Here is a 17,175-nt window from a genome sequence, read left to right on the forward strand (position 1 = left end):
CTCCTCATCGGACCATGAGCAAACCTTCATGCTTCACTCATAGATTCGTTGGACTTTCAGCGCCTCGCTGATCAGCCATTGGCGAAAGCTGACGATGTGCGGCTGCGATTCGATGCCCTTGGGGCAGACGAAATAGTAAGCAAGCGGCGATGGGAACGGCACATCGAACAACCGCACCAGGCGGCCATCGCTGATTTCGTTTTCAACGTGCCCGCTGCGCACCAACGCGACGCCTTGGCCGAGCAGCGCGGCTTCGACCGTCATGTTGGTGTCGCCAAACCGCACGCTTTCCTTGAGCGGCAAGAACGCCAGCCCGACCTGTTGGAACCAGGCCTCCCACTTCGGCACCAGCTCGGCGCCATCCCGGGTCAGCAGCGGGAAATGCAACAAATCGGCAGGGCTGTGCGGCGTGCCGAAGCGTTGCAGAAGATCGGGACTGGCCACCGGAAACACCTGCTCGCCAAACAGGAATTCCGAATACAACCCGGGATAGATGCCCTTGCCGAGCCGGATCGCGACATCGGCCTGGCCGTTGGAAAAATGGATGACCTTGTCCGTGGTGTCCAGCGAGACCAACAGCTCGGGATGCTGGCGAGAGAGCATTGGCAGGCGTGGCAGCAGCCACTTCAGCGCGAAGGAATACGTAGTACTGACGCTGAGGCGGACCCGGCCTTTCTGCTCGCGCAAATCGCTCAAAGTCGCCTCCAGGCTCATGATGAATTCCCGCACGATGGGTGCCAGCGCAGCCCCCGCCGCCGTCAGGCTCAACGACTTGCCACGCTCGAACAACTGCAATCCCCAAAGCGCCTCGAGATGCTTGAGCTGGTGGCTGACCGCGCTTTGGGTGACGTGCAATTCATCCGCAGCCGCAGTGAACGTCGGGTGCCGGGTGGCGACTTCAAAGGCTCGCAATGTGGCGGTTGGCGGCAGATCTCTCATGTATACGGTTCCGGGGAATTGTGTGAAAAAAACACGGAGCATGAACGTCTGCTCATGATAGAGGATTCGCAGCGCGCACCGCTCTACATCGGCGAGCTCAGCCAACGTAGGCTTTATCGTTCAGAAAAATCCTGAGACACTTGAACGCTAATCATTCTCACAATCATTAGCATCTCAGGACCGACTCATGTCGACTTGCACCACCACCCCGCGTTATTTCACCCCTACCCGTGATCTCCTGGCCATGGCGATCTGCATGGCCTCCCTGGCTCCCGCCTACGCCGATGACAACAGCGCCGCCGCCCAGAACACTCCACCGGCCACGCTGGAGCTGGGCGCGACCGAAGTCACGAGCAACCAACTCTGGAGTACAACGGAAGGCACCGAATCCTACACCACCGGTTCGATGTCGACGGCAACCAAGCTCCCGCTGACCATGCGTGAAACCCCGCAAGCCGTCACGGTCATCACGCGCCAGCGTATGGATGACCAGGCGATGACCAGCATCAACGACGTGGTCAAGGCGACGCCCGGGTTGTTCCTGGATTTTTCCAGCGGGCCTGGCCGGCAGATCTACAAGGCGCGCGGGTTCGAAATCGATAACCTGATGTATGACGGCATCCCGACCGGCTACAACGGCGTCTCCGTCGGCGCGCAGCCCAACCTGGCGATGTTTGATCGGGTCGAGATCGTGCGCGGTGCCACAGGCCTGGTGACCGGGGCAGGCAACCCGTCAGCCGCGATCAACATGGTCCGCAAGCGCCCACTGGCCGAACAGAAACTCACCCTGACCGGTACCGCCGGCAGCTGGGACGATTACGGTGGCGAGGTCGATGCGTCCAGCCCGCTCAACGACAGTGGCACCCTGCGTGGCCGGGTCGTGACCTCTTACCGCGACGCCAACAGTTTCATCGATGATGTCGAGGAAAATCACGGCTTGTTCTATGCGGTCACCGAAGCAGACCTGGGCGAAGACACCACCTTGACCCTGGGTTTTTCCCATCAGAAGGACAAGACCAATTATTTCTGGGGTTCGTCGATGATCGGCCAGGACGGTCATCACCTGGACCTGCCGCGCTCTTACAATCCGGGTACGGAGTGGGAGAACAAGGACCAGGAGATCAACACGGTATTCGCCGAAGTCCGTCATCGCCTGGCCAATGATTGGAACCTTCAGGTCAACGCCAACTATTCCGAGCAGGATGCGTTGTTTTCCGGCTCTTACCAATCGCGCTGGGTCAACAATACGCTGGCCCGCACGGTTTACCAGGCCGCTCATGACGAAAACCAGGCCGGCGTTGACGCCTTTGCCAGTGGCCCTTTCGAGGTATTCGGACGCACCCATGAACTGGTTGTGGGCGCAAGCAAGCGCATCTACGACGACACCACCCACAGCTACACCCCTTACGACATCAACTGGCCGATCAGCGCCGGGAAACCGAACTTCGTCCATACGAACAACCAGCGCGAGGTGACCACCCAGGACGGCGTCTACCTCACCACACGCCTGAGCCTGGCCGACCCGCTGAAGTTGATCCTCGGCGGACGCCTGGACTGGTACGACTACGATAACCATGATGGCGAGGGCGACTACAAGGTCACTCGAAACGTCACCCGTTACGCCGGCTTGATCTACGACCTGGACGACCAGTATTCGGTCTACGTCAGCTACAGCGACATCTTCACGCCGCAGAGCGCAAAGGATAGGTCCGGGTCCCCGGTCAAGCCGATCGTAGGTAAAAATTATGAAGTCGGGATCAAGGGCGAGTACTTTGATGGCGCGCTGAATGCGAGCCTGGCCCTGTTCCGCGTCGACCAGGAAAATCGCGCAGTAGCGGTGGTCGTGCCCAACTGTCCGCAGGCAACCTGCAACGAGGCCTCAGGCGAGATTCGCAGCCAGGGGATCGACTTCGAAGTGCAAGGCGCGTTGACCGAAAACTGGCAAGTAGGCGGTGGCTACACCTACGCACGAACCCACACCATCAAAAACGCCGCCGAACCACAAAAGGTCAACAAACAATTCGACCCCGACACCCCGGAGCATCTTTTCAAGCTGACCACCCACTATCGCTTCCAAGGCCCGCTGGAAAAACTGCGCGTTGGCGGCAACGTCTCCTGGCAGAGCCGGATGTACAACGACATTCCGCTGGCCAACGGCAGCAAGTACCGCCTCGAACAGGGCAGCTATGCCGTCACGGACCTGATGGCCGGGTACAGGGTCAACCAGAACCTGGATCTGCAGGTCAACGCCAACAACATCTTTGACCGCCGCTACTATTCGTCTATCGCCAACTCTGCGAGTTATGGGGGGGATGCGTATGGTAATCCGCGGAATATGATGTTGACGGCCAAGTACAGTTTTTAAAGAAAACCTGTCTTCCCCTGGAGCAGGTTGCGTCTGTTCCAGGGGAAGACACCGTTTGCCTTACTCAAGACAAACGATTTGGATAATGCGGTTGTCGCCATTCAATTTCGTGTGCGTCCACTCTTCTATCGTTTTCAACTGTTCTGACGACAAGTCGTAGACAAAGCAAAAGTCTTCAGGCTCCGTCCAACCCATCAGCGTGGCCAACTGGGCTATGTAAGCGCTTGGGACTTCCACAGTCTGTAACAACTCTTCTGTCGTCCTGTCAAAAACTTCTACGGTGGGCTTCATTTTTCTACCTTCCTTGTTGGACTGGCGGGTTTGGTTTGCTCGCCGGTGATGGGGTCGTATTCGCCAAGATGTTTACCTTGTTTTGTATAGAGTTCTACAGCGCCATGTTGTGAGTCCCACTCATAGATCTTCCCGGCGCGATCTTTCCACCTTCGACGCTTAATACCGCCGCCACGTACGAACGTTTTAGAAGGTGCAATTTTTGCCTCTGGAAAGGCTGGGAGAAGAGACGGGGGCTTATGGTACTTATGATCCCCCGGAACACTCAAAACCACATAAACCGGCCGAACCCCCGAATCCGCCGGAAACACCAGGATGAAATCCTTGTACTCCGGCGGATAGATCGGGTTGACGATGATGCTGTCCGCCACCGGCGTCGGTGGGTAGATCCAGATGTGTGGCGTTTGGGGCGCGGCTTCCAACGCGGGGATGCCGAGGGTGTCGGAGGGGTTGGAGGCTGGGGTCCAGATCAGTTCGATGCCGTCACCCAGGTCGGCGATGTATTGGTCGCCGCGAGGAGCGAGGTGGACGACGTCAACCATTTCCCAGCCGCGGTTCTGCCCGGTGTAGAAGCCGTAGCCCTTGATACTGCCGTCGGCCTGCTGCTCGATACTCAGGCGCATGCGGGTGCGGGCCTGTTTGAGCTGGCGGAGCTGCTCTTCGCTGTAAAGGGCGCTGTCGCCCAGGCTGGAGGGCCAGAGCAAGGCGACGATGCCGGTCAACAGTGCCGCGCCGACCGTGCCAGTGGCGGCGCCAGCCGCCGACACAGCGGAACCTCCCAGTGCGAGCCGGCCCAAGGCGAGGGGTGTTGCACTTGAGCCGATTTGCTTGAGGGGAACGGTTCCCGACGCGTCGGCGCTTCGGCCTCCCAGCCACGTCAGATCGCCGTACTGCTTGACCAAGTCCGGCGGTACGAAGCCGTTAGGGTTGCTGTAGTCAATGATTCCGTTGGGTAATGTGCAGCTTTTGGCAAACACGGAGCCGGTGATGACGAGAGGCTTTTTCTCCACCGTGGCCCAACGTTCGTTTTCATAGGCAGCCTGTCGGGCGAGCATGGCTTCATGGCCGCGCTGGAGGGCTTCGTACGCCGCCAGCTCGCTGGACGTCATGTCCCGATAGGAAATGTTGTGCCCTTCGCCGGAACGTGGATTACGAACCTTGGGCAGGTCTTTTGGGCGTGTGGTCACAAGTCGCGAATCTCATCCTGAAAATCCAGGACGGACGCTAACGCAGGGGACTTGAGTGGCGATGTAGGATGTTTCTTGAAATGATCGCTCCGTTTTCATCGAGCGATGTAGGGCCGGAAAAATCATCCAACCGATCGGCTCTCAACCAGCGGTTGATCCATCCCGTTACACATCCTCCGCCGCTTTGGGCCGGGGGATTTATCAGGAGTCTGCATTTGATTGGATATCGATTCGAGCGCACCACGCGGGATGACTTGCACATCCACTCGGTCAACCGGGTGCAGAGCATAGTCGTGCTGCTGACCAGTGCGCTGGCGTTGATTTTTCCCTTGGGGGCCGTGCTAGCGATTGCCGATTCAGACTCGTCGCCAGCGGGCATGGACCCACTGACCTTGCTCCTGTTGGTGCTCGGGCTGCTGCTGATTCCTGCCCTGGGTCTGGCACTGCTGATTTACACCGGCACCCGCGAGACCTTGCTGTTGTCGCGCCTCGACGGTGAAGGCAAGCGCCGCACCCAGAACTTTTTTGGCCGCCGTGAGCGGGTGCATTCGGTGTTCAGGATCGACGCCGTCAAACACGTCGAACTTCGTCGCCACCCGGAGGCGAAGCCAGCCAGCACCCAGCTGTGGCTGGTGATGCGCGATGGCACCACCCATCGCCTGACGAGCAGCAACGTTCCGGTCGTACCGGGAAGCAAACGCACCGACCTGTGGCTGCGTGAGATAAGCGACTACTTGCAAATACCAATGCCCACCGAGGTAACGGTCGGTTCGGCACCCGTTGCGAAGGCCGCCTACCGGCCTGCTCCAACCCCCGCGAAGATCGCCAGGCAACGCAAAGCAAAGGCGCCGACGCCTTCGGCTGAGACATCCGAGCAACTGGGCACACCCGCACGCGTCCTGCTCGCCCTGATTGGCGCGTTCCTGGCGGTGTTTGAGCTGACCCGCATCATCACGTTGGTGCCCTCGCTGTTTACCGGACGACTGCGCATTGGCATTTCTCGCCCGACAACCTTCTATTGGGCGGAGCAGCCGATGACCTTTTCATTCCACGTGCTTATCGGTATCGCCGAGCTGCTGGTCATCGGCGTGATCGCCTGGGGTTGTTTGCTCGTGGCGATCGAAGGACGGTTGAAATCCAATCCTTGAGGAATCGCTGCTATGGTGGAAACAGGCTTTCCCCTTTCCAGGATGAAAAGATGATTTCACATGTGTGCATCGGCGCGAACGATTTCCAGCGAGCGTTTGTGTTTTATCAAGAAGTCATGCAAGCGCTCGGCCTTGAACTCAAGTTCAAAGACCTTGAACGCCCCTGGGCGGGCTGGAGGCACCCTGACAACCCACGCCCTCTTTTTGTAATTGGCAAACCCTATGATGGCGAACCGGCGATGTCAGGAAACGGGCAAATGATCGCGCTGCTGGCCTCCGATCGACAGGTCGTGCGTCACACTCATGCCCTGGCGCTGACCCTGGGTGGCCGTTGCGAAGGTCCTCCAGGCCTGCGCCCTGAATATCACCCGGATTATTACGGGGCCTACTTTCGGGACCCTGAAGGCAACAAGCTCTGCGTCTGTTGTCACGATCCTGCGTAACCCGCCCGCTCTCTGCACGCCTCCCCAAACGCCCGAAAAATCGCCCGATAATCCGCGTTCTCCATCACCTCCCACTCCGGATGCCATTGCACCCCCAGCGCAAAGGCCCGGCTGCCCTCCACCGAAAGGCCCTCCACCAATCCATCCTCCGCCACGGCCTCGACGCGCAAGCCCAGCCCCACCCGCGCAATGCCCTGGCCGTGGACGGAGTTGACTTCGATGACATCCTTGAGCCCCAGCCGCGCCAACACGCCGCCCGGGCGCACCGTCAGGGCATGGTTGCGGGCGTATTGTTCCTGGACGGGTTCGTTGCTCGGCGGTTCATGTTCGGCGCCAGGGCCGTCGAGCTGTTGATGGAGCGAGCCACCGAAGGCGACGTTCATTTCCTGGAAGCCACGGCAGATACCGAGCACCGGCAGGCCCGCTTCGACCGCGGCGCGCCAGAGCGGCAGCGCCAGGTTGTCCCGGGCCGGGTCGTGCTCGGTGCCCGGCGGGCTGGGTGGACCACCGTAGTGATGGGGTTCGATATTGGACGGCGATCCGGTAAACAGCAGCCCGTCCAGGCCGGCAATGACGTGGGCAGGATCGATCAGCGCCGGGAACACCGGCAGGATCACCGGCAGCGCTTCGGCGGCGGTGGCGACCGCCTGCGCATACTTGTCGTTGCTGAGCTGGACGGTGTGCGGGCCGATCTTGCCCGAGCACGCGATGATTCCGATCATGGGTGGACGAGACATGGGACTCCCCGTTTCTGAGATGCCTATGAATCGGATGGCGGCGCGGGTTCGGTTGTTCCATTTTGATGACGGTGGACGGGACGCCTGAACGAAGCCATCGACGCTGCGGTCGGAACAGCAAACCCCAGCAAAGAACCCACCCATGCGCCTACGATCCGTCGCCCTCGCCTCTTTCCTGATCTGGATAGCCAGCACGACCGCCTCTGCGCAAGAACCGTTGCGCCTGGAAAGCCTGAAGCGCTGCGGCGACTTGCTCGAACGCCAGCGCCAGGAATGGTGCCTGACCGCACGTGGGCTGGGTGACGCAACGCCACAACTGAAACTGGGCGAGAAAACGATTCCTGCGCGCAGCATCCAGCGTGAAGGACAAAGCCTGCGTTTGCGCCTGGACAGCGCCGATTACCACAGCGGTCCGCTCTGGCTGGCCGACGGCCCGCGCTTGAGCAATGCCGTTTGGCTGACCATGGGCAACAGCCACGTGCTCGCCGCTGGGCCGAATGAGGTGGCGAAGAACATGGACGGCCTGACCACCTATGTGGACCTGGTCAGCGTGCTGATCGAGGAAAGTCACGATGGCCGCCAGGAGGCTGAGCGGCTTGCCGGCAAATATGGCGCGAAAGTGGTCGGCAGCATAGCGCCGCTGAACGTGTATCAGCTGCGCCTGCCGGCCAAGGACCTGGTGCAGCGCGACGCGTTGGTGCTGCGCCTGGGCAGCGAGACCAGCGTCGATGCGGTGGTGGTCGAGGAGTCAGGGGCGGAAGAGGCCGAGCAAGCGCCCGCCCAGCCTGACGAGCCGAAAAAACCGGCCCAGGACTCGGATGAGTGGGCGGCGAATCGCTTTCTCGACGCGGTGCATTACTACCAGCGGCGCATCCCCGGACAGCAGTCGCCGATCCGACCGCAACCGGTGCGCATCGGCCTGATCGAGCGTGACGTGGATTTCGACACGGCGGATTTTGCCGATGACCTGGGCCCCTGCTCGGTGCCACGCACCTGCGTCTACGCCCGCGATGCGGACAAGCCGGACAACCACGGCACGACCGTGGCCGGGATCCTCGCGGCGCGCTGGAACGATGGCGGCAACAGCGGTTTTCTCCGGGGGTTGGACAAGGCCAGCGGTGGCTTCGAGGTCATCGTCGAACGCAATTCCGACGCGGGGATCACCGCCAACATCGCCGCTTCGGTGAACCTCGTCGAGGACGGCGTGCGCGTGCTCAATTGGAGCTGGGGCATCCACCGCGTGGGGGCGAAGGACGTGAAAGGCGATGACGTGGATTCGCTGCTGCGTTCGGGCATCGCCATGGGCGGCTACGAAGAATTGCTGGAGGAATTTTTCCTGTGGCTGCGCAAGGAACATCCCGACGTGGTGGTGGTGAACTCCGCTGGCAACGGCTCGTCCTTTTCGGGCACCGACGAATACCGCCTGCCCTCCTCGTTCATCACCGAGCAACTGCTGGTGGTCGGCGGGCACCAGCGCAACGAACGGGCCGGAGTCGCCGTCGACGACCCCGGCTACGCGGTCAAGCGCAGCTCCTCGAACATCGACATGCGCGTCGACATCACCGCCGCCGCGTGCACCCACGCCTCGACGGTCAACGCCGGCGAGGACGGTGCGGTGCATTGCGGCACGTCCTACGCCACGCCGATGGTCACGGGCCTGCTGGCGGCGATGCTGTCGATCAATCCGCAACTTCAACCCGAACAGCTGCGCATGCTCCTGCGGCGCAGCGCCATGACCATCGGCGACAACCATGATTTCGAACGCATGGACGGCGAAGACCTCACCGCGCCCATCCTGCCGTCGGAGCGCAATTACCAGCTCAACGACAAGGATGTGGGCCGCTCGGCGCGGCTGGACATGCAAAAGGCGCTGGATTTGTCGGTGCAGAGTCGCGATCGGGTACGCTGATCGAACGATCACAGGATAGCTGCACGCGGTATGATCCGAACCACCCCTATCCGTGGACCTCAGCCATGCCAGCCTCAAAAACCCGACCTTCCTCCGCGCCGCTGCTCAAGCCAGGCGAAACGGTGGTCCTGTTCGACGGTGTCTGCAAGCTCTGCAACGGCTGGGCGAAGTTCCTGATACGGCATGATCGGCAACGGCGGGTGCGGCTGGCGGCGGTGCAATCACCAGAGGGCCAGGCCTTGCTCGCATGGGCGGGTTTGCCAGTGGACCAGTTCGACACCATGGCGGTGATCCGCGACCAGCAACTGTGGGAGCGCTCGGACGCGTTTTTCGAAGTGGTTTCGCAATTGCCCGGTCGCTGGCACGCGGTGAATGTATTGCGCCTCTTGCCGCGCGCACTTCGAGACTGGGTCTACGATCACATTGCGCTGAATCGTTATCGACTGTTTGGCAAATACGACGTTTGCCTGCTGCCGAATGCGGATCATGAACAGCGTTTCTTGAAAATGCCGGCAACCGAGCGTTAAATCGCGTCTGCCTCTCAAACCCAAGTGGAACGACATGAACCGCCGCAAAAAAATCAACCAGCTGCTCAAGGCCAACGCAAAGAAGGCCAGCGCCAAACTGGCCCCCAAGAGCAAGGACAAGTACATCAGCAAAGCGGACCGATTGAAGATGGCGGCTGAAACCGATCCGGACTTGACCGTTTCCACTGAGCAGTAACTCGCCTGCGATAAATCGTCAACGACCTGCCAGCCTCCCTCAAAATGGACTTATCGGAGTCACCCGTGCAACGTCTTATCCTTGGTATCACCTTCCTGGCATTGGCCGCTTGCGCCAGCCAACAGACGCAGACAAAGCCTGTCAATGCGCCGACGTTCAAGTTCCGCACCGTACCGATGAGGGCCGATGGTAACCCAGTCATCAACCCGGACGTCTTGAAAACCATCGAGCAACTCGACATGCCCGCGCCGATCAAGACGCTGACCTACGTGGAACTGGCCGGCACCGTCAACTTCCCCAAGGAAAGCAGGCCGGAACGTACCGAATACTTTCTGTCCACTGACCCGGACACCCGCCAGTTGCGCTTCATTCACAAAAGCGAACACCTCAACGGTCGCAAGATCACCTGGCGTGGCCTGTTGATGCTTTCCGGCGTGGAACAGGCCACGATGTCGAGAAATACCGTGGTCATCGACAGGTTGAGCTTTCGTGGCGATTGGCGACGCATGCCGGTCGGCAGCCAACTGGGTTACACCCGGCAAGGCAGTAACACCAGCAGCCTCATCGGTACTTTGGGCACGGAGCCGAGAGTCTTCGACTGTCGCATCGACCGCGAATTGCCGGCCAAGCAACTGAACCCGGCCCTGAGCGGCCAGGCCAAGGCCATGAGTTGCCAGGAACAGCTTCCGAGTAAAAGACTCCTTCCCGCCAATCATTATTACTATTTGGTCGACTACGGGTTCTTCTACCACGCCAGTACCGACAAGCACGACGGGACTTCCATCGACATGCATGTACAGAGCGTGAAATAAATGCCCCTGAACGCCATCGATCCCCTGTCGCTGCAACGCATCATCACCGCCCACGGCACGCTCGAAGGCGCGGCTTATTTCGATGCCGAGGAAAGCCTCGTGCATGACCTCTTTCCTGACCGCATCGTCTTCCAGACCAGCTACCTGGACCACAGCAGCTACGAAGTGAGCGTCGCCGAGGGCGCTGTCCAGGTTCACAAGACGCGGCTGGACAATTATCACCGCGGCCATAAGGCGCAGGTGATCGATGACGACATGGATGAAGACGACTGGACGGAACTGGCCAGTCTTTGGCAGCGTTTGAGCCGTGACCTGGACACCCAGGATCAGGGGCCTGGACCGGATCCCGCCGACACGCTGGCAGACCTGTTCGATTGCCTGTTCGACGAGGCGCTTGCCCAAGCGCTGATCGAAAACATGCCCGCCCCCAACGGTCAGTGGGACTGGGCCTGGACGCAACTGCGATCGGCACTGGCCCGGGCCCATCGGTTGGCTGAGTTCGAATGGAAGGAGTGGTCGCTGTCAGGCGTCCACACCATCAACGCCCTTGCCCCACTCCGGGAACTGGGCATCGAAATCCCCACGCCTGACAGCAAAACCGTCGACGCGGTCAATCGCGCCAACGATTGGGAACGGGCGCTGCTGCAGTATTTCAATGCCCGCCTGGAAGCCCACGACTTGAAGTTGTTGGCCATCGGCACCCACTTCGACGAGTACCAGGCGTTTGCCTGCCTGCCCATGAACGGCTTGGGCCTGGTCAATGCCATGGAAATCATGGGCAGGCTGGGCATCGTCTATAAATACTGAGCATCAGGTGCGGCGACGGTTCGCCGCTGGACAAACGTTTCCGAGCCTTGGTACGACATGAAGAATTGTGATCACTGCGGCACCCTCATTCTCGAGGACAACGGCGAGTGCCCCTTTTGCGCCGAAGCCATGAGTCACGCGGTGGAAACCTTCGCCCCGAGCGCCGGTCCGCCGAAGTGGCTGAAAGTCGTCAAGTGGCTGTTCATCGGTTTGCTGGCGGCGGCCCTCGTTGCCGTCGCTGCGGTCACCTGGATTCTCAACTCGCTGGGGCCTATGCCGTCGTTTGGTTGATTGCTCAAGCGAAAGATCAACATCAAAAGATCGCAGGCTGCGCCAGCGCCTACAGGCCAAGCTCCCGTGCGCGCCTGTAGGCGCTGCCGAGTGCAACGAGGCTGCGATCTTTCCCAGGCGCCTGAATTTCAAGCGACAGATCAATATCAAAAGATCGCAGGCTGCGCCAGCGCCTACAGGCCAAGCTCCCGTGCGCGCCTGTAGGAGCTGCCGAGTGCAACGAGGCTGCGATCTTTCCCAGGCGCCTGAATTTCAAGCGACAGATCAACATCAAAAGATCGCAGGCTGCGCCAGCTCCTACAGGCCAAGCTCCCGCGCGCGCCTGTAGGAGCTGCCGAGTGCAACGAGGCTGCGATCTTTCCCAGGCGCCTGAATTTCAAGCGACAGATCAACATCAAAAGATCGCAGGCTTCGCCAGCTCCTACAGGCCAAGCTCCCGTGCGCGCCTGTAGGAGCTGCCGAGTGCAACGAGGCTGCGATCTTTCCCAGGCGCCTGAATTTCAACATCAAAAGATCGCAGGCTTCGCCAGCTCCTACAGGCCAAGCTCGTGCGCGACCTCGCCACGATCAAAACGCAGGTATCCGATATCCCTATAGTTGTTATCGATGCCAGCGCCGTTCTCGTTGCGCTTCGCTCTCTCTAATCTGCCCACCAACGCGATCGACAACGATCCCGGCAGATCAAACCGTCCCTTATGGAGAGAGAAACGATGAACACATTCAACCGCACCTTCGCTGTCGCCATCCTGGCCTTGGCCACCCTCGGCGCAGAAGCTGCTACCCCCGTCCAGGCCGGCGCCAGCGCCACCGCGGTCGGCAGCGTCGTGCAGTCCTCCAGCTACATCACCACCAAGGATGGCGTGCAGCTCTATTACAAGGATTGGGGCCCGCGCAACGGTCAGGTCGTCACCTTCAGCCACGGCTGGCCGCTGGACTCCGACAGCTGGGAAGGACAGATGATGTTCCTCGCCTCCAAGGGCTATCGCGTCATTGCCCACGACCGTCGCGGTCATGGCCGTTCCAGCCAGCCGTGGGAAGGCAACGACATGGATCACTACGCCGACGACTTGGCGGCGGTGATCGAGGCGCTGGACCTGAAGGACGTGACCTTGGTCGGGTTCTCGACAGGGGGCGGCGAAGTGGCTCGGTATATCGGTCGCCACGGTACCAGCCGCGTCAAGAAAGCCGTGCTGGTGTCCTCGGTCCCGCCGCTGATGCTCAAGACCGACACCAACCCTGGCGGCTTGCCGATTGCAGTGTTCGACGGATTGCGCAAAGCCTCCCAGGAGAACCGTTCGCAACTGTACCTGGACATCGCCTCCGGCCCGTTCTACGGCTACAACCGCAAGGGCGCCAAGCCGTCCCAGGGTTTGATCCAGTCGTTCTGGGCGCAAGGCATGCAGGGCGGCGCCAAGAACACCTATGACTCGATCGCGGCGTTCTCGGCGACTGACTTCCGCGGCGATTTGAAGAAGTTCGACGTGCCGACCCTGGTGATTCACGGCGACGACGACCAGATCGTGCCCATTGACGCCGCAGGCCGGGCCTCGGCAGCCTTGATCAAGGGCGCTCGACTGATCGTCTACCCTGGCGCGCCGCACGGCCTGACCGAGACGCACAAGGATCGCCTCAATCAGGACCTGCTGACGTTCCTCAAGGAATGAAGCTCGGTAGCTGACTTCAACGGTGGGAGCGAGCCTGCTCGCGAAAGCAATCGATCCGTTAGCACCTGCGCTAACGACCACACCGCCTTCGCGAGCAGGCTCGCTTTCACATGTTTTTCGCTCAAGGCCCTTCTTCTGAAGGGCCTTCGCGTTGCAGCGCAGCCTCCACCGCAGCCTTGTCGATCACCGACCACACCCGAACGATTTTTCCGCCTTCGAAGGTATAGAACACGTTCTCGGAAAATCGAATCCGCCGGCCGTGGGTCTCCAGTCCCAGGAATCGTCCTCGGGGCGAGCAATCGAACAGCAAGCGACTCGCGACATTCGGCGGTTCGACGACCAGCAGGTCGATATCGAAGCGCAAGTCGACGATGGTGCTCACATCGTTTTCCAGCATCGCCCGGTAGCCTGCCAGCCCCACCGGTTGACCGTTGTATTGCACATTGTCGTCGACGAAACGGCCCAGGTCCTGCCAGCGACGGGCATTCAGGCAGGCGATGTAGTTGCGGTATTGCTCGGCCAGGTCCATATCGAGAGCCTCCGTGGTTGAGGTTGACCCTGCTCGACAGTCAATGACAAAGACCTCAAGGCTGCAACCCTATCCCCCGCAAGATCACGCTGGTGACCGTCTGCACCGCCCGTTCGAATTGCATGTCGGACAGCGGCTGGTGGTCGTTGAGGATGTTGATCTGATGGTCGAAGTCGGCGTAGTGCTGCGTCGACGCCCAGATCATGTAGAGCAGGCTGGACGGTTCCACCGGCAGGATGCGTTTGTCTTCCACCCACTGGCGGATCTTCGCTTCCTTCATCTTGGCCCAGTCGTAGAGGCTGGCATCCAGCGCTTGCCCCAGGGTCGGCGCACCGTGGATCACTTCGTTGGCCCAGATCTTCGAGCCATGGGGCCGGCTGCGGGAGTGGTTCATCTTGGCGCGGATATAGCTGCTGAGCACGACCCGTGGGTCGTCGAACATCTCGAAGCACAAGGCGTCCTGCTTCCAGACGTCCAGCAGATCGAACAGCACGGCACTGTACAACTCGCTCTTGGTGCTGAAGTAGTAGTGCAGATTGGAACGCGGCAATTGCGCTTCAGCGGCGATGTCCGCCATGGCGGTACTGCCGAAGCCCTTTTCGGCGAAGACTTTCTCGGCAGCCAACAGAATTTTTTCGACGTTACTGCGACGAATCTCGATCTTGTGATTGCCCATGAGGGCTCCCTGGCGACAGCGTTGACCAAGACTAGCATTCACCTACATTGAAAGAACACCGAGGATCCCGTGGCGAGGAGCTTGCTCCCGCTCGGCCCCGTAGGAGCTGGCGAAGCCTGCGATCTTTTGATGTTGATCTTTCGCTTGAAATTCAGGTGCCCCGGGAAAGATCGAAGCCTCGTTGCACTCGGCAGCTCCTACAGGGGGGCGCGGGAGCTTGGCCTGTAGGAGCTGGCGAAGCCTGCGATCTTTTGATGTTGATCTTTCGCTTGAGATTCAAGTGCCTGGGGGAAAGATCGCAGCCTCGTTGCACTCGGCAGCTCCTACAGGGGGCGCGCGGGAGCTTGGCCTGTAGGAGCTGGCGAAGCCTGCGATCTTTTGATGTTGATCTTTCGCTTGAGATTCAAGTGCCTGGGGAAAGATCGCAGCCTCGTTGCACTCGGCAGCTCCACAGGGGGGGCGCGGGAGCTTGGCCTGTAGGAGCTGGCGAAGCCTGCGATCTTTTGATGTTGATCTTTCGCTTGAAATTCAGGTGCCTGGGAAAAGATCGCAGCCTCGTTGCACTCGGCAGCTCCTACAGGGGGGGCGCGGGAGCTTGGCCTGTAGGAGCTGGCGAAGCCTGCGATCTTTTGATGTTGATCTTTCGCTTGAGATTCAAGTGCCTGGGGGAAAGATCGCAGCCTCGTTGCACTCGGCAGCTCCTACAGGGGGGCGCGGGAGCTTGGCCTGTAGGAGCTGGCGAAGCCTGCGATCTTTTGATGTTGATCTTTCGCTTGAAATTCAGGTGCCTGGGAGAAGATCGCAGCCTCGTTGCACTCGGCAGCTCCTACAGGGGGGCGCGGGAGCTTGGCCTGTAGGAGCTGGCGAAGCCTGCGATCTTTTGATGTTGATCTTTCGCTTGAGATTCAAGTGCCTGGGGAAAGATCGCAGCCTCGTTGCACTCGGCAGCTCCTACAGGGGGGGCGCGGGAGCTTGGCCTGTAGGAGCTGGCGAAGCCTGCGATCTTTTGATGTTGATCTTTCGCTTGAGATTCAAGTGCCTGGGAAAAGATCGCAGCCTCGTTGCACTCGGCAGCTCCTTGTATCTCGACTATCGCTCCGTCAGGAGCGATAGTTCTCGACTGATCATCGAGGGAGGGACTTGGAAGCCGCGCAGCTCCTTAGGCTTTTTGCCTGTGATGTAGATCGTGCTCCAGCCCTCCACACTCACTCGTACAGTTCGCACGGTATCTTGGGCCCGCCTCCGGCTAGAGCCCGCATTCGCAAGGTTGGACCGAGTGACGTGATGATCGCAAAAGGGAACAAGTGGAGAAACGATCATGTCTGGTTTCGTTGGCGTCGACGTTGCAAAGAACACTTTTGATATCGCTACACACCTGCCCAACGGCAAGCACAAAACCAAGGCCAAGCTGGCCAACAATCCAAAAGGTTTTAAAGAGTTTGAGGCTTGGCTAGACACAAACGTCGAGCGTTCGGCCCTGATCGTGATGGAAGCCACCAGCGTCTACCACTTGGAGCTCGCCGAGTTCGTTTACAACAAAGGCTTCCGAATCTGCGTCGTGAACCCGGCTACGACCAAAGCGTACGCTGACAGCGAGCTGCGCCGCATCAAGACCGATAAAAGCGATGCCAAACTCATCGCCGACTTCGCCCGGGAAAAGGATCAGAAGCTTCAGCCATGGGCACCTGAGCCACTGAAGTATCGCCAGTTGAAAGCTATGGTGCGCCGCCTGGATGACCTTCAGGAAATGGAACAAATGGAGCTTAATCGTCTGGACGTGTCTGACGAAAAGGTCAAAGACTCGATCAACTCCGTTCTGCGCCATATCGAAAAAGAGATCGTTGAAACACATAAGGCGATCAAAAAGCACATCGATGACGACCCGGATATGCGTCAGATGCGGGATCTGATCGTAACCATCGACGGTATCGGACAAAAAACGCTTGAGCGATTGCTAGCCGAACTGGGCGACTTGCGCAAATACAGCGATCCTCGCCAATTGGTCGCCGCTGCGGGGCTGAATCCCAAGCTGCAAGAATCAGGAAAGCTTAAAGGTCATACCCTAATTTCGAGAATCGGGTCAGCACGGCTTCGTGCAGGCCTTTACATGCCTGGCATGGTGGCGCTGAAACACAATAAGGCGATCATGGCGATGAAAGAACGCCTGGAGGCCAACGGCAAGGCCCCCAAACAAATCATCTGCGCGGCAATGCGCAAACTGCTGCACTTCGTTTACGGAGTGCTCAAGTCAGGACTGCCATATGACCCGAAACTTGCGCTTGCCCGGTGAGACTTAAGACGGTATCTACAGGGGGGGCGCGGGAGCTTGGCCTGTAGGAGCTGGCGAAGCCTGCGATCTTTTGATGTTGATCTTTCGCTTGAGATTCAAGTGCCTGGGGAAAGATCGCAGCCTCGTTGCACTCGGCAGCTCCTACGCAGCTCCTACGCAGCTCCTGCAAGCGCCCTCGCCACGAAGGACACCGGTCATCCCACCCATTCGACTAATGTCTTAGACCGGTCATCGCACAACCTGGCCCTGCCCCCCGCCATTTGCCAACACGCAAACGGCCCGGCGCAGCGGCCCTCAATCTGGACTCCGCAGACCGACAGTCGTTGGTACGCCTCATTTTGAAGCACCCTCCGGTTGGATAATT

17 protein-coding genes are annotated in these 17,175 nt (G+C 59.8%); 11 read left to right on the top strand and 6 right to left on the bottom strand.

Translation table 11 applies throughout. From position 1 onward, the window contains the following. Window positions 1-33: 33 nt before the first annotated feature. Complete coding sequence (gcvA, locus tag M8Q45_RS14055; RefSeq protein ID WP_249875250.1) at window positions 34-939, bottom strand: transcriptional regulator GcvA; 906 nt, start codon at window positions 937-939, stop codon at window positions 34-36. A 187-nt stretch (window positions 940-1,126) separates the two neighbouring features. Here gcvA and M8Q45_RS14060 point away from each other — a divergent pair, with 187 nt between their 5' ends. Continuing rightward, window positions 1,127-3,304 carry a TonB-dependent siderophore receptor gene (locus tag M8Q45_RS14060; protein WP_249875251.1) on the top strand — a complete coding sequence of 726 codons (2,178 nt, stop codon included), beginning with the start codon at window positions 1,127-1,129 and terminating at the stop codon, window positions 3,302-3,304. A gap of 60 nt (window positions 3,305-3,364) precedes the next feature. Here the strand turns inward: M8Q45_RS14060 and M8Q45_RS14065 are convergent, their stop codons facing one another. Continuing rightward, window positions 3,365-3,595, bottom strand: a complete 231-nt coding sequence (locus tag M8Q45_RS14065; RefSeq protein WP_249875252.1) for a DUF7683 domain-containing protein — start codon at window positions 3,593-3,595, stop codon at window positions 3,365-3,367. Further along, window positions 3,592-4,782 carry an S-type pyocin domain-containing protein gene (locus M8Q45_RS14070; protein WP_249875253.1) on the bottom strand — a complete coding sequence of 397 codons (1,191 nt, stop codon included), beginning with the start codon at window positions 4,780-4,782 and terminating at the stop codon, window positions 3,592-3,594. Before M8Q45_RS14070 ends, M8Q45_RS14065 begins: the two co-directional genes overlap by 4 nt. Window positions 4,783-4,850: 68 nt before the next feature. On the opposite strand from M8Q45_RS14070, the gene M8Q45_RS14075 reads away from it, so the two are divergent. Beyond that, the gene (locus M8Q45_RS14075) at window positions 4,851-5,930 is read left to right on the top strand and encodes a hypothetical protein (protein ID WP_349654626.1); all 1,080 of its coding nucleotides are present in this window, start codon (window positions 4,851-4,853) and stop codon (window positions 5,928-5,930) included. 50 nt (window positions 5,931-5,980) lie between these two features. After that, on the top strand, window positions 5,981-6,373 hold the full coding sequence (locus M8Q45_RS14080) for a VOC family protein (RefSeq protein WP_249875254.1): 393 nt from the start codon (window positions 5,981-5,983) through the stop codon (window positions 6,371-6,373). Here M8Q45_RS14080 and M8Q45_RS14085 read toward each other — a convergent pair. Then, on the bottom strand, window positions 6,358-7,110 hold the full coding sequence (locus M8Q45_RS14085; protein ID WP_249875255.1) for a gamma-glutamyl-gamma-aminobutyrate hydrolase family protein: 753 nt from the start codon (window positions 7,108-7,110) through the stop codon (window positions 6,358-6,360). The two genes, M8Q45_RS14080 and M8Q45_RS14085, sit on opposite strands and share 16 nt — an antisense overlap. A gap of 142 nt (window positions 7,111-7,252) precedes the next feature. Between M8Q45_RS14085 and M8Q45_RS14090 the strand changes: the two genes are divergently transcribed. From M8Q45_RS14090 to M8Q45_RS14120, 7 genes are all read left to right on the top strand, one after another. After that, on the top strand, window positions 7,253-9,019 hold the full coding sequence (locus M8Q45_RS14090) for a S8/S53 family peptidase (RefSeq protein WP_249875256.1): 1,767 nt from the start codon (window positions 7,253-7,255) through the stop codon (window positions 9,017-9,019). Window positions 9,020-9,084: 65 nt separating this feature from the next. After that, complete coding sequence (locus M8Q45_RS14095) at window positions 9,085-9,546, top strand: thiol-disulfide oxidoreductase DCC family protein (RefSeq protein WP_249875257.1); 462 nt, start codon at window positions 9,085-9,087, stop codon at window positions 9,544-9,546. Window positions 9,547-9,580: 34 nt separating this feature from the next. Further along, window positions 9,581-9,742, top strand: coding sequence for a DUF2986 domain-containing protein (locus tag M8Q45_RS14100; RefSeq protein WP_249875258.1), 162 nt, complete (start codon window positions 9,581-9,583; stop codon window positions 9,740-9,742). 65 nt (window positions 9,743-9,807) lie between these two features. Beyond that, a complete protein-coding gene (locus tag M8Q45_RS14105; protein WP_249875259.1) occupies window positions 9,808-10,554 on the top strand; it encodes a hypothetical protein in 747 nt (248 codons plus the stop codon). Further along, a complete protein-coding gene (locus tag M8Q45_RS14110) occupies window positions 10,555-11,361 on the top strand; it encodes a DUF6630 family protein (RefSeq protein ID WP_249875260.1) in 807 nt (268 codons plus the stop codon). Window positions 11,362-11,418: 57 nt separating this feature from the next. Further along, the gene (locus M8Q45_RS14115) at window positions 11,419-11,652 is read left to right on the top strand and encodes a hypothetical protein (RefSeq protein WP_249875261.1); all 234 of its coding nucleotides are present in this window, start codon (window positions 11,419-11,421) and stop codon (window positions 11,650-11,652) included. 710 nt (window positions 11,653-12,362) lie between these two features. Further along, window positions 12,363-13,316 carry an alpha/beta fold hydrolase gene (locus M8Q45_RS14120; protein ID WP_249875262.1) on the top strand — a complete coding sequence of 318 codons (954 nt, stop codon included), beginning with the start codon at window positions 12,363-12,365 and terminating at the stop codon, window positions 13,314-13,316. A gap of 121 nt (window positions 13,317-13,437) precedes the next feature. Here the strand turns inward: M8Q45_RS14120 and M8Q45_RS14125 are convergent, their stop codons facing one another. Further along, complete coding sequence (locus tag M8Q45_RS14125; RefSeq protein ID WP_249875263.1) at window positions 13,438-13,845, bottom strand: ester cyclase; 408 nt, start codon at window positions 13,843-13,845, stop codon at window positions 13,438-13,440. 55 nt (window positions 13,846-13,900) lie between these two features. After that, window positions 13,901-14,521: a TetR/AcrR family transcriptional regulator gene (locus M8Q45_RS14130; protein WP_249875264.1), complete on the bottom strand. Its 621-nt coding sequence runs from the start codon at window positions 14,519-14,521 to the stop codon at window positions 13,901-13,903. Window positions 14,522-15,839: 1,318 nt separating this feature from the next. Between M8Q45_RS14130 and M8Q45_RS14135 the strand changes: the two genes are divergently transcribed. After that, window positions 15,840-16,811: an IS110 family RNA-guided transposase gene (locus tag M8Q45_RS14135; protein ID WP_249873132.1), complete on the top strand. Its 972-nt coding sequence runs from the start codon at window positions 15,840-15,842 to the stop codon at window positions 16,809-16,811. The last annotated feature ends 364 nt before the right edge of the window (window positions 16,812-17,175 follow it).

Source organism: Pseudomonas sp. T1.Ur (assembly GCF_023516725.1).
GTDB classification, from domain to species: Bacteria; Pseudomonadota; Gammaproteobacteria; order Pseudomonadales; family Pseudomonadaceae; genus Aquipseudomonas; species Aquipseudomonas alvandae.